Raw genomic sequence first — 13,146 nt, forward strand, 5'->3', positions numbered from 1 at the left:
ATCAACTCATCCTTTTTAGTATGGCACTTTGTGCTGATGCAACTATTGCAATTGGAACTCTAAACGGTGAACAACTAACATAATTGAATCCTAACTCATTGAAATACTCAATACTCTTAGGATCTCCCCCGTGCTCTCCACAAACTCCTATTTTTATATTTGGTTTTACGCTTTGACCTAACTCTTTAGCTAAAACTATTAATTTACCAACTCCACGTGTATCTATTGATTGAAATGGATCTCTTTTCATTATATTTTTAGCTTTGTAATGATCTATAAACTTTATAGAGTCATCTCTTGATATTCCATATGTTGTTTGAGTTAAATCATTCGTTCCAAATGAGAAAAATGCGCTTTCTTCAGCAATTTCATTAGCTATTAAACAAGCTCTTGGTAGTTCCATCATAGTACCTAATTTATAATCTATCTTCTCATTTTTTTCTTCAAAGACTTTTTCAATCTCTTTTAAAATTCCCTCTTTTATATATTTAAACTCACTAATACCTCCAATAAAAGGTATCATTATCTCTATTTCACAACTCCCGCCCTCTCCTTTACACTCAATAGCTGACTCTATTATAGCTCTTGCTTGCATCTCATATATCTCAGGGAAAGTAATTGCTAATCTACATCCTCTGTGTCCTAACATTGGATTTTCTTCTTTTAACTCTTTTATTCTACTTTCAATCTCTTTCGGACATTTTTCTAATAACACTGCTAGTTTTTGTATATCTTTCTCTGTTTTAGGTAAAAACTCATGAAATGGAGGATCTAAAAGTCTCACATTCATAGGTAAGCCACCCAATTTATGGAGCATCTTTTTAAAATCTATTTTTTGAAGTTCTAAAAGTTTTTCTAAAGCTTTATCTCTATCCTCTTTTGTATTAGCAATTATCATCTCTCTAACACTCCATATTTTTTCATCTTCAAAAAACATATGTTCTGTTCTACAAAGTCCTATCCCTTCAGCCCCAAAACCTTTTCCAACTATTACATCTGTTGGAGTATCTGCATTCATTCTAACTTCTAAAGTCTTAATCTCTTTACACCATTCTAAAAACTCTTTTAACTCTTCACTAAGCTCTCCCATTTTTAGTTTTATGGCACCTTTATAAATATCTCCATTATATCCATTTATAGATATAATCTCTCCTTCTTGAACTCTCTCTCCATTTATAGTAAAGAACTCTTCGCTAGAATCTATTTTTATCTCTTCACATCCTGTTACACAACATTTCCCCATCCCTCTAGCTACTACAGCTCCGTGAGATGTTGCTCCTCCTTTAACAGTTACGATTCCTTTAGCTAAACTCATGCCTTTGATATCTTCCGGGGAAGTTTCCACTCTTACTAAAATTACAGATTCTCCTTCTTTTATTTTGTCTGTGGAAAGAACTACTTTTCCCACAGCTACTCCCGCTGAACCTGGTAATCCTTTCCCTAGAAACTTTTTTCCAACTATATCAGCCTCCTCAAATGTCCCATTGAAAACTTGAGGTAATAATTCTGTATCTACCATTAATATAGCTTTTTCTTTAGTTATAATATTTTCATTTACCATATCTACAGCTATTTTTATAGATGCATTTGGACTTCTTTTTCCATTTCTTGTTTGAAGTATAAATAATTTTCCATCCTCTATGGTAAATTCAATATCTTGCATATCTCCATAGTGCTTTTCCAATGATTTTGCAATACTTAAAAATTCTTCATAAATATTTGGAAGTTGGTTTTTCATTGTTTCAATAGAGTGTGGTGTTCTTATTCCTGCTACAATATCTTCTCCTTGAGCTTCTAATAAATATTCTCCAAATAATTCATTTTCTCCTGTTGATGGATTTCTTGTAAAAGCTACTCCTGTTCCTGATAGCTCATTAAAATTACCAAATACCATTTCTTGAACTACAACAGCTGTCCCCATACTTTCATCTATATTATTTAGTTGTCTATATATTTTTGCTCTTTCATTATTCCAAGATTTAAAGATAGATTCAATTGCCATTAAAATTTGTTCCTCTGGATTCTCTGGAAAAAACTCACCTGTTTCAATCCAGTATAACCCTTTAAAAGTTTCAATTATTTCCTTGTAAGTTTTCTCTTTAGAATACTCTTTAATCTTTACAAACTTTTCTCTTGAAACTCCTTTTACAATTTCTGCGAACATCTCTATAAATCTCAAATATATTTCATATACAAATTTTTCATTTTTAGTTTTCTCAATTAATTTTTGAACTGTATTATCATTTAATCCTAAATTAAGAATAGTATCCATCATTCCTGGCATAGATACCGGTGCACCTGATCTCACTGAAACTAGTAAAGGATTTTCTCCCTCAAACTCCTTACCTGTTTCTATTTCTAATTTTTTTATTCCCTCTTTTATATCTTTTATCATATTTTCTGATAAACAATTCTCATTCTTAAAATAATTTTTACAAGCTACTGTTGTTGCTATTAACCCATTTGGAATAGGCAGTCCTATCTTTTTCATTTCTACTAGGTTGGCTCCCTTTCCACCTAATATCATTTTTTCTAAACCATACCCTTCATTAAATAAGTAAATATTTTTCATTTTCTCTCTCCTGAACTTTCTAATTTATTTTAATTAAAACTATTCATTTTTTTCTTTGTTCTTATTTTCTAATATATCAAGTAGTAATTTACTCACATTTGTTTTAGTAAATCTCCCAACTACTTTATATATCTCCTTTCCATTCTTCTCTGTTATTCTAACAACAGGTACTGAGTCTATCTGATGTTCAATTATTTTTTTCACACAGTCCTCTATTGTCTCATCCTCTGTAGAAAATACTATGTTAGGCATTCTTGTCATTATAAGATTTATTGGTATTTGCTCGATATCTCTTTTCCCAATAGCGATTCTAAGCAAATCTTTTCTTGAAACAATACCTGAAAGATTCCCATCCTTTGTTATAAATATTGTTCCTATATCTTTTTCAAACATAAGAAGTACTGTTTTGTAAACTGAATAGCTTTCATCTATAGTTATTGGCATTCCCATTATATGTTTTACTAGTGTTTTATTATTTGATTCTACAAAAGCTTCATTATAGGTATATCCTACTTTTTGCTTTGATTTTATTATTGACATTTTCTTTAAAATTGAAAAATCTGTTCTCAGAGCTGATCTAGTAATATATATCATTTTAGCTATTTCATCTCCTGTTATAGGCCCATTTTTTTTAATTATCTCTACAATCTCTCTTTGTCTTTCCGTTAACTGCATATTAACTCCTTTTTTTAAGTGCGCACTTTATTTTTAAAAATAACTTTGTTTTATTAGAACAATGTTACCACCTAAATATAAAAAATGCAACATTTATTAAAAAGTGCACATTTAATTTTGAAGTATATATTTACATCTAATATTTATTCCTTCTTTCTAATGGCTTTTTTTTATCTTTTTAGGTATAATATTTTTGGTGATTAACTATGTTAAAAGAAAAAATAAAAAAAGAGTTAGAAAATTTTAAAGATGAAAATCGTTTTAGAAAATTAACTATACTAAATCAAGATTTTTTAAATCTTTCATCTAATGATTATATGGGATTTGGCAATAACGCACTTTTAATTGAAGAGTTTTATAAAAAATATCCAAATCTAGCACTTTCTTCTAGTTCTTCTAGACTAATTAGCGGATCATATTCTTTAGTTATGAAATTAGAAGAGCTAGCTGAAAATATATATAAAAAACCTGTCCTATTTTTTAATAGTGGCTTCGATTGCAATTGTTGTGTTATAGAAACCTTTTGTGATGAAAAAACTTTAGTCATAAGTGACAAGTTAAATCATGCAAGTATTCACGATGGCATCTTACACAGTAAAGCAACTTTATTAAGATACAAACATCTTGATCTTAGCCATCTAAAAATACTTTTAAAAAAAAATAAAGATAAATTTGAAAATATTTTTGTTATTTCAGAAACTATCTATAGTATGGATGGAGATTGTGTCCATTTAGAAGAGCTTATCAGCTTAAAAAAAGAGTTCAATTTTTCATTAGTTATTGATGAAGCTCACTCTTTTGGTGTTTACTCTTACGGAATGGCTCATAGTAAAAATTTAATTGAACATATTGATTTTCTTACAATTCCTCTTGGGAAAGGTGGAGGGTCAACTGGGTCATATCTAATCTGTAATCAACTATACAAAGATTACATCATTAATAAAGGAAGAAAATTTATTTACACCACAGCTCTTCCTCCTATTAATATAGCTTGGAATATATTTATTTTAGAAAAAATGGAATTATTTAAAGATAAACGTCAATATCTTATTGAATTACAAGAATTAGCTCACTCTCTAATAAAAAAATATAATATGAACACTTTATCTACAACACACATCATATCTATAATTATTGGAGATAACGAAAGATTGGATAAGATTACTAACTATTTAAAAGAAAAGAAATATTTTGTTTATGGAGTAAAAGAACCTACAGTTCCTAAGGGAACATCTAGAATTAGAATCGGCTTATCTCCTAGTTTATCAAAAGATAATATAATTGATTTTTTTCAGGAGTTAAATTATGCACTTAATACTTTTTTTTAACGGATGGGGAATGGATAGTAACATTGTAGAAAATCTTACTTATGATGACTGCTTTGAAGTTCATTGTCTTAATTATCCCTATATTGTTAATAATCTCGATTTCTCTAAATATAAAAAAATTTATGTTATTGGTTGGTCCTTTGGTGTTTACTATGCTTCTAAATTTTTATTAGAAAATAAGGAGTTAAACTGTTCATCCATAGCCATAAACGGTGTCCCATATATTATTGGTAAATATGGGATATCTTCAAAAATGTTTAGATTTACTCTAGAAACTCTTTCATTAGATAATTTAAAAAAATTCTATACTAATATGGAACTTCCTTTAGAGTATTTTTGTAAAACTCCAAATTTAAACAAATTAAAAACAGAGTTAGAAAATATTCTTTATAATTCTCCTAATAACCATTATACTTTTGATAAAGTTTTTCTTGGAGAACATGATCGAATCATTCCTTACTCAAAACAATTAAAGTTTTACGAAAAAGAGGCTAGTACTATCATTACCCTTCAATGTAGTCACTATCCTTTTAATGTTATAAAAAGTTGGAGGGATATCATTGGTAAAGAAAATGAATTTTGATAAGCAATTTAAAAATTATGACCAAAATGCAGTTACTCAAAAAAAAGTAGCTAAAAAACTTTTAACATTTATTGATAAATCCAAAAAATATGATACTATTTTAGAGTTAGGATGTGGTACAGGAATTTTTACTAAAACTCTCTGTGAAAATTTAAATTTCACTCATTTGGATTTAAATGATATTTTTAATACTCAAGATTTTTTTTCAAATATATCATACAGAGATTTTTTTGTTGAAAATATGGAAACACTAACAATAAAAAATTATTCTTTAATTGTTTCTAGTTCAGCTTTTCAATGGGTTGAAAACTTAGAAAATCTCATTTATAAAACTTCTAAAAATACTTCACATTTAGTTTTCTCTATATATTCAAAGGGAAATTTAGTTGAAATTTTTAATCATTTTGGAGTATCTTTAGATTATAAAAGTACCGAAGAGATTTATCAAATTTTAAAAAAATACTATACTTTTGTTGAATTTCAAGAGGATGAGTTCACTCTAGAGTTTTCTACTCCTCTAAAAGCTTTAAAACATTTAAAAGAGACTGGAGTAACTGGCTTTTCAAGCTCTAACTATTCTTTAACAAAAAGTTTTAAATCTACAGTATTAACATATAAAGTAAGTTATTTTTCTTGTAAAAATTAAAATCAAGGAGGATTTAAAATGTTATTTTACAGACCTAACTACCTAATGATGACCGCTGGGCCTACTACCGTTTCAGGTAATACTTTACATGCAAGAAGTAAGGTATTCGGAAACCCCGATCTTGATCCCGACTTCCTAAGTTATTATAAATTTGTTTGTCATAGACTTAGAAATTTTATTGGATCAGATCATTCTAAAATTCTTATAATGAGTGGAGAAGGAATGCTTGGTTTAGATTCAGCTTGTGCTTCTCTTACTGAAAAAGGAGATAGAGCTCTTGTTATCTCTAATGGTTTCTTTGGAGAAGGTTTCAAAGAACTTATTGAGCCTTATGGTGGGGAAGTTACTGTATTTGAATCAAGCTGGAAGAAATCAATTGATTTGGAAAATCTTAAAGATTTTCTAGAAAAAGATTCTGATTTTAAATATGCTACGGTAATACATTGTGATACTCCTAGTGGACTTCTTAACGATATTGGTCCTGTATGTCAACTTCTAAAATCTAAAGGTATTCTAACTGTAGTTGATACAGTTGCAGCTCTTGGAGGAGTTGACTTTAGAATGGATGAATGGAATGTTGATATTATGTTGTCTGCATCTCAAAAAGTTTTTTCAGCTGCCCCAGGTCTTACTATAGTCGCTGTTAGTAATGATGCTTGGCATGCAATGGAAAATAGAACAACTCCTATTCCATCTTTTTATTGTAATTTATTACACTGGAAAAATATAGAGGAAAAGAAATCTTTTCCATACACTATGCCAGCTAGTGACATTATCAGTTTAGGAACTGCTATTGATAATCTACTATCTGAAACTTTATTTAGAGTATTTGATAGACACGAGGAAATGAGAGATCTTTGTATTGAAAGACTTAAAGAACTTGGGTGTTCTCTATATTTAGAATCTAACTTCTCACCTACAGTTACAGCTTTTTATCCTCCTGAAGGAATAAGAGCAGAGGATTTACTAGTTCATCTAAGAACCAAATATAATATTCTACTTTCTGGATCTTATGGTCCTCTAGCTGGAAAGGTTATTAGAATTGGACATATGGGAGAAAATGCTCGTGAAGACAGAGTTAGATTTACTCTTGATTGTCTAGAAAAAGCTATCATAGATTTAAAATAAAAAAAGTCGGATTAATCCGACTTTTTTTATATCTCTTGTCTTCCATCTAAAGCTCTTGATATAGTTGCTACATCAGCAAATTCTATATTTCCACCCATTGGAATTCCACTAGCTATTTTTGTTACTTTTACATCAAACGTCTTTAAAAGTTTTGTTAAGTATAAAGCTGTTGTCTCTCCCTCTAAATCTGGATTTAAAGCAAGAATAACTTCTTTTATATCCTCTTTTGCCACTCTTTCTAACAATGATTTTAAATTTAGTTTATCTGGAGTCATACCATTTAATGGATCTATTTTACCATTTAAAACATGATAACTTCCTTTATATCTCTTTGTTTTTTCTAAAGGAATTATATCTCTACTATCCTCTACAACACAGATAATATTCTTATCTCTAAATTCATCTCTACATATATCACATATATCATTTTCACTAAAATTACCACAAATTGAACATTTTTTTACAGTTTCTTTTACATCTTTTAAAGCTTTTGAAAATCTTTCAACTTCTTGATCCGACATCTCTAAAACATGAAATGCCAATCTCACTGCACTTTTTCTTCCAATTCCAGGTAATCTATTAAATTCATCTATCAATATCTCTAATGACTTAGTTGCCATTTAAACTCCTTATTACTTTTTTTCTACTGGAGCTTTTTGAGCTAATGTTCTTGTAATCTCTTTTATGCTTTTAGAAATTTCTCTTCTTTCTTTTCCTAACTCAGCATTTTTGATTATATAGTCATCAACTCTATCCTCATAGTCACCTTTCATGTTTTCAATTATGTCAATAATCTCAGCATAAGTCATTCCAGGCTTTAGATACTCCTTTAAGTTTGTTAAAAGATCAACTCTTTTTCTGTTGTCTCTTATTTTTCTATCATTATCTTCAATTTCTCTTTTAATCTTATTTTTTCTTCTTTCTTTTCTAACAACGTCTAAAACTGTAATCATATTCTCATCAGCTCCTATTTACAAAGTGTTAATGCTAATTCATAATCTTTTCTAATATCATATTTTCTTTTACCTTCCCAAGCAAATGAAATTGGATGAGTTACTAATTCATTACTTTCAATTCCTACCATAACTCCACCTTCTCCTGCTTCAAGAAGCTCAACTGCTTTTGCTCCCATTTTAGTTGCTAAAACTCTATCAAATCCAGATGGAGTTCCACCTCTTTGAACGTGAGCTAAAACTACACTTCTTACCTCTGTTGTTACTTTCTCTTTTAGTTGCTTTTCAATTTCAAAAACACTTCCAACACCTTCAGCTACTAAAACTATATCGTGTAGCTTCCCTTGTCTTCTTCTCTCTTTAATTTGATAAGCTAACATCTCAATTGGTTCCTCTATTTCAGGAATTAAAACTCCATCTCCTCCACCAGCTAATGTGGCATGAAGAGCTAAATCTCCTGCATGTCTTCCCATTACTTCCATTAAGATTGTTCTTTCATGTGAAGTTGCTGTATCTCTTAATTTTGACATAGCATCTAATATTGTATTTAAACATGTGTCAAAACCTATTGTATAGTCTGTTCCTATTATATCATTGTCTATTGTTCCAGGTAATCCTACAACCTTAAATCCGTGCTCTTTAGATAATAAATCAGCACCTCTATAAGATCCATCTCCTCCTACAACTACGATACCTTCAATTCCTCTTTTCTTTAAATTCTCAGCAGCTATTGCTCTGAATTTTGGATCTTTAAACTCTAAACATCTAGCTGTTAAAAGAACTGTTCCACCTCTATCAATAATTCCAGATACATGGCTTCCATTCATTTGGAATATCTCATCGTGAACCATTCCTAAATATCCTCTTCTTACTCCGTATACTTCCATCCCTTTTGCTAAGGCTACTTTAGCTACCGCTCTTACTGCAGCGTTCATTCCAGGAGCGTCTCCTCCACTTGTTAAAACAGCTATTTTTTTCATAAGCTTAACACCTCCGACACTTTCTATTAAAATTTAGATTGTTTTCTCTGTAAAACTTCCCATTTTTCTAAACTTATTATATCTATTTTTTAGTAAAGTATCTACATCTAATTTAGATAACTCTAAAAGTGATGATAAAATAACACTTTTTAGATCATTTGCTGCACACTTATAATCTCTATGAGCTCCTCCTAGAGGTTCCTTAACTATACCGTCAATTATACCTAAACTTTGTAAACTATGACCTGATATTTTTAAGTTATTTGCTGCTTCTGGGGCTTTAGAAGAATCTTTATAAAGAATTGCCGCACATCCTTCTGGAGATATTACAGAATAAACTGAATTTTCTAACATATAAACTTTATCTGCTACTCCTAATGCCAAAGCTCCTCCAGATCCTCCTTCACCTATTACAACAGAAATTATTGGCACTTTTAAGCCTGCCATTTCCAATAAATTTCTAGCAATAGCTTCTCCTTGTCCATGTTTTTCTGCTTCTATCCCAGGGTATGCCCCTGCTGTATCTATTAAGTTTACTATAGGAATCGAAAATCTTTCAGCCATTTTAAATAATCTCAGGGCTTTTCTATACCCTTCAGGACTTGCCATTCCAAAATTTCTAAAGATATTCTCTTCAATAGTTCTTCCTTTTTGGTGTCCAACAATCATAACTTTTTTTCCATCTATTTTGCAAAGACCACCAACTATTGCAGCATCATCTTTACATAACCTATCTCCGTGGAGCTCTATAAAATCTGTTGTCATATTTTCTATATAGTCTAATGTATATGGTCTTTCTGGATGACGAGCTATAGCTACTCTATCCCAATCTGTTAAGTCTTCATAAGCGGCTTTTAAGTATTCATCTCTTTGTTTTGAAAGTTTTTCTATCTCTAAACTTAAATCTATATTTTTTTCTTTTGAAAAATTTTTAAGCTCTACTATTTTAGTTTCTAAATCTAAAATTTCACTATTAAATTTCATGTCACTCTCCTGTAAATAAACGATTTCTAGATTATATTATCTAAAACTTTATGAAGAGTTCTCTTCATATCCTCTCTTTTTGTTATAACATCAACCATTCCACACTCTTGTAAAAATTCACTTCTTTGGAATCCATTTGGCAATTTTTGCTTTATTGTTTGCTCAATTACTCTTTGTCCCGCAAACCCTATTAAAGCATCTGGCTCTGTCATAATTATATCTCCTAACATTGCAAAAGAAGCTGTTACTCCTCCTGTTGTTGGATTTACTGGAATAGAAATAAATGGAACCCCCACTTCTCTTAATTTTTCTAGTGCTGCTGAAGTTTTTGCCATTTGCATAAGTGAAAGTATTCCTTCATGCATTCTAGCTCCTCCAGATGAAGATACCACAACTACCGGAACTTTAAACTTTATTCCTCTTTCTATTGCTCTTGTTATTTTCTCTCCCACAACAGATCCCATACTTCCACCTAAAAAATCAAAGTCCATAACCGCTATACTTACTTTTATTCCAAAAATATCTCCAATTCCTGCTACAACACCTTCTAACATTCCTGTTTTTTCTACTGCTGCTTCATATTTTTCAGTATACCCTGGAAAATCTAATGGGTTTTCTGAAGTTAAATTTTTATCCATCTCTTGGAAAGTTCCCTCATCTATTAAAAGAGCAATTCTCTCCTTAGCACTCATTGAGAAATAATAATCACAATGTGGACATTTTTGTAAATTTTGTTCAATATCATTTTTATAAACAATCTCATGACACTCTGGACATTTTTCCCAAAGTCCTGTTATTTTTGTTTTTTTTATTATTTTTTCCTCTTTTTCTTCAACTTTTTTATTTTCTGATTTATTTTCTTTAACAGTTAAAGTCGCATACTTTTTTTTATTCAAAGAAAAAAACTTCATATTTTCCTCCTGAAACTTCTATTTATTTTTAAACATTTCAATATCTCATTCTATAAGATTTTTCATTATATTTCAATAATTATTTGATTTTGACACCTTTATATTATAGAATATGTATTGATAATGTTCATGAAATGGGTGATTAAAATTACACGTGATATTAATAAATTAAGAGAAGAAATAGACAAAATAGATAAAAAAATTGTAGAGTTAATTCTGAACAGAATGAATATTGTTCACCAAGTTGGTGTAACAAAATCAAAAGACAACAGCCGTATATATGTTCCAGAAAGAGAGGTTGCTATTTATAAAAAATTAAGTGACTTTTCAGGACTTGAAGCTGATGAAATCCAAAGTTTTTATACTGAAATTATATCTTTTTGCCGAAAACTTGAAGGCATACTAAATGTAGGTATAAAATACAACGCTTTATCTTTAGTTGGAGTAAAAAAAATTTTTGGAGAATATGTTAATCCTGTTGTTATTCGTCAGTTTGAAGAACTGAATTTAGATTCTGTTAAATACATTTTAACTCCACTTTCTAAAGAAATTATAGATTTTATAGAAAAAAATAACTGGTACCTTATTAATAAAGTTAATTTAAATGAAGAGGTTTTATATTTATTTTCCTCTTACAATAACTCTATTTTTAAAGATAATGATGTTACTTATATTTTACATAATGGTATAATTTCTAAAGAGTATATAAAAGTTGATTCAAATCTTTTTATAAATTTAATTCCATTTAAAAACTTAAAAGATTTTGAAAATTTAAATATTAAAATCTTAGGTACTATACCTAGCATATAATTTATTTTTAAAGGGGGGAGTTCTAATGTTAAAAAAATTTACAGCTATATCTTTTATTTTTTTCTTAACTGGATGTAATAATCTTTCAATACCAAATCCTATGGAAAACACTGAAAATACTGAGCGAATGACTACTTCTGTTGATTCTGAAAATGAAGTTATCGGTATTGGTTCAGCTAAAATTGCAAGTAGTGGTACATTAGTTGCAACTGGAAAAGCTGTTCGTGAAGCTAAAGAAAAATTAAAGTCTAAAATTTTATCTGAAGAAGAGATAGTTTTTAAATCTTTCTTAGTTCCTGCTGATCCTTATACTAAAAAAATATTATCTCCTGCTTTATCTGATTTAATGGATTATACTGCTACTCAACTTGTACAAAAATCAATTGAAAAAGATACTTGGATGGAAAATAATAAGGTTTATGTAGTATATAGCATTTCAAAAAATGAAATTTTATCTGAATCTCAAAATATATTTATTCAATATATTGATGATATAACAAGTAAATTCCAACTTATTAAAGAGGGGGTAACACAAACACAATGAATATAGAAACACTAAATTTAAATAGTAGCTATCAAAAAAATGAACTTAAGGAGTTTTTAAAAAAGTTTCAATTAAATTTTGATGAAACTATTGATTACTCTTTAGTTATTAGAAAAAATGAGGAAATTGTCGCAACAGCCTCTAAAAGTAAAAATATAATAAAATGCTTTGCCATAGATGATTCTTTAAGAGGAGAAGGAGTTACAAACACTCTTGTTACAACTCTTCTTAATAAATCTTTTGATCAAGGAATTTTTCATACTTTTGTTTTTACAAAACCTTCAAATGAAGATATTTTTAAAGGTGTTGGATTTAAACCAATTTCAAAAACTGATAAAGTAGCGCTTCTTGAAATTGGAATGAATTCTATTGATAAAACTATTGATAAAATGAAATCACAATTAGCTTGGGAAGAAAATAGCAATAATGGTCTTCTTATAATGAATTGCAATCCTTTCACTTTAGGTCATCAATTTCTTATTGAAACTGCTGCTAAAAAAATGGATAATATTTTAGTTTTAGTTGTTGAAGAGGATAAATCGTCTTTTCCATTTTCCGATAGAATTGCTCTAGTAAAAAAAGGAACAGAGCATTTAACAAATGTAACTATTTTACCTAGTACAGAATATGTTATATCTTCAGCTACATTTCCTAATTACTTTTTAAGAAAAGAAGACGATTCTTTAGTTGAATTTATGAAATTAGATACTAAAATAACTGCTGAACACTTTTGCAAAAAACTAAATATTTCAACTAGATTTGTTGGTGAAGAACCATTTTGTGAAGTAACTAAAAAATACAATGATACTATGATTGAAACTTTTAAGGAATTTAATTTAAAAGTTTGTATTATTCCAAGAAAAGAGATGGAACATTGTGCTATAAGTGCCTCACAAGTTCGTGCTCTTTTAAAAGAGGACAAATTAAATGAAGTTAAAAATTTAGTTCCATATTCTACTTACGAATACTTAATTTCAGAAAAAGGGAAGGAGATTACAGAGAGAATTAAAAATTCTAACTCTGTTCACTAAT

The 13,146-nt window shown here is 29.3% G+C and carries 14 protein-coding genes; 7 read left to right on the plus strand and 7 right to left on the minus strand.

Translation table 11 applies throughout. From position 1 onward, the window contains the following. Nucleotide 1 precedes the first annotated feature (1 nt). Both ppdK and HMPREF0202_RS11685 read right to left on the minus strand, forming a co-directional pair. Entirely contained in the window at nt 2–2,572 is a 2,571-nt protein-coding gene (ppdK, locus tag HMPREF0202_RS11680) for a pyruvate, phosphate dikinase (protein ID WP_023051004.1), read from the minus strand. A gap of 39 nt (nt 2,573–2,611) precedes the next feature. Next, on the minus strand, nt 2,612–3,247 hold the full coding sequence (locus HMPREF0202_RS11685) for a helix-turn-helix transcriptional regulator (RefSeq protein ID WP_023051005.1): 636 nt from the start codon (nt 3,245–3,247) through the stop codon (nt 2,612–2,614). A 206-nt stretch (nt 3,248–3,453) separates the two neighbouring features. Here HMPREF0202_RS11685 and HMPREF0202_RS11690 point away from each other — a divergent pair, with 206 nt between their 5' ends. Genes HMPREF0202_RS11690 through HMPREF0202_RS11705 form a run of 4 tightly spaced genes read left to right on the plus strand, consistent with a single transcriptional unit; the run spans nt 3,454 to nt 6,932 of the window. After that, nucleotides 3,454–4,575: an aminotransferase class I/II-fold pyridoxal phosphate-dependent enzyme gene (locus tag HMPREF0202_RS11690; protein WP_023051006.1), complete on the plus strand. Its 1,122-nt coding sequence runs from the start codon at nt 3,454–3,456 to the stop codon at nt 4,573–4,575. Then, nucleotides 4,553–5,158: a pimeloyl-ACP methyl esterase BioG family protein gene (locus tag HMPREF0202_RS11695; protein ID WP_023051007.1), complete on the plus strand. Its 606-nt coding sequence runs from the start codon at nt 4,553–4,555 to the stop codon at nt 5,156–5,158. The genes HMPREF0202_RS11690 and HMPREF0202_RS11695 overlap by 23 nt, the downstream gene beginning before the upstream one ends. Next, the gene (locus HMPREF0202_RS11700; RefSeq protein ID WP_051364169.1) at nt 5,136–5,804 is read left to right on the plus strand and encodes a methyltransferase domain-containing protein; all 669 of its coding nucleotides are present in this window, start codon (nt 5,136–5,138) and stop codon (nt 5,802–5,804) included. Before HMPREF0202_RS11695 ends, HMPREF0202_RS11700 begins: the two co-directional genes overlap by 23 nt. Nucleotides 5,805–5,822: 18 nt before the next feature. Beyond that, nucleotides 5,823–6,932 (plus strand): pyridoxal-phosphate-dependent aminotransferase family protein, encoded by a 1,110-nt coding sequence (locus HMPREF0202_RS11705; RefSeq protein WP_040407399.1) that lies wholly within the window; start codon nt 5,823–5,825, stop codon nt 6,930–6,932. A gap of 26 nt (nt 6,933–6,958) precedes the next feature. Here HMPREF0202_RS11705 and recR read toward each other — a convergent pair whose 3' ends face one another. The 5 genes from recR to accD are packed head-to-tail and all read right to left on the minus strand — an operon-like array spanning nt 6,959 to nt 10,760. After that, nucleotides 6,959–7,552 (minus strand): recombination mediator RecR, encoded by a 594-nt coding sequence (gene recR / locus HMPREF0202_RS11710; RefSeq protein WP_023051010.1) that lies wholly within the window; start codon nt 7,550–7,552, stop codon nt 6,959–6,961. Between the two features lie 12 nt (nt 7,553–7,564). Continuing rightward, nucleotides 7,565–7,885 carry a DUF496 family protein gene (locus HMPREF0202_RS11715; protein ID WP_023051011.1) on the minus strand — a complete coding sequence of 107 codons (321 nt, stop codon included), beginning with the start codon at nt 7,883–7,885 and terminating at the stop codon, nt 7,565–7,567. Nucleotides 7,886–7,899: 14 nt separating this feature from the next. After that, on the minus strand, nt 7,900–8,865 hold the full coding sequence (gene pfkA, locus HMPREF0202_RS11720) for a 6-phosphofructokinase (protein WP_023051012.1): 966 nt from the start codon (nt 8,863–8,865) through the stop codon (nt 7,900–7,902). A 33-nt stretch (nt 8,866–8,898) separates the two neighbouring features. After that, nucleotides 8,899–9,849 (minus strand): acetyl-CoA carboxylase carboxyltransferase subunit alpha, encoded by a 951-nt coding sequence (locus tag HMPREF0202_RS11725; protein ID WP_023051013.1) that lies wholly within the window; start codon nt 9,847–9,849, stop codon nt 8,899–8,901. Nucleotides 9,850–9,875: 26 nt separating this feature from the next. After that, entirely contained in the window at nt 9,876–10,760 is an 885-nt protein-coding gene (gene accD / locus HMPREF0202_RS11730) for an acetyl-CoA carboxylase, carboxyltransferase subunit beta (RefSeq protein ID WP_023051014.1), read from the minus strand. Nucleotides 10,761–10,898: 138 nt separating this feature from the next. Between accD and HMPREF0202_RS11735 the strand changes: the two genes are divergently transcribed. From HMPREF0202_RS11735 to citC, 3 genes are read left to right on the plus strand one after another with little or no spacing between them, the layout of a single operon-like run. Then, a complete protein-coding gene (locus HMPREF0202_RS11735) occupies nt 10,899–11,570 on the plus strand; it encodes a chorismate mutase (protein ID WP_211231178.1) in 672 nt (223 codons plus the stop codon). Nucleotides 11,571–11,595: 25 nt separating this feature from the next. Next, entirely contained in the window at nt 11,596–12,114 is a 519-nt protein-coding gene (locus tag HMPREF0202_RS11740; RefSeq protein WP_023051016.1) for a hypothetical protein, read from the plus strand. Continuing rightward, nucleotides 12,111–13,145, plus strand: a complete 1,035-nt coding sequence (citC, locus tag HMPREF0202_RS11745; protein WP_023051017.1) for a [citrate (pro-3S)-lyase] ligase — start codon at nt 12,111–12,113, stop codon at nt 13,143–13,145. The genes HMPREF0202_RS11740 and citC overlap by 4 nt, the downstream gene beginning before the upstream one ends. The last annotated feature ends 1 nt before the right edge of the window (nt 13,146 follow it).

Source organism: Cetobacterium somerae ATCC BAA-474 (assembly GCF_000479045.1).
Taxonomy (GTDB): domain Bacteria; phylum Fusobacteriota; class Fusobacteriia; order Fusobacteriales; family Fusobacteriaceae; genus Cetobacterium_A; species Cetobacterium_A somerae.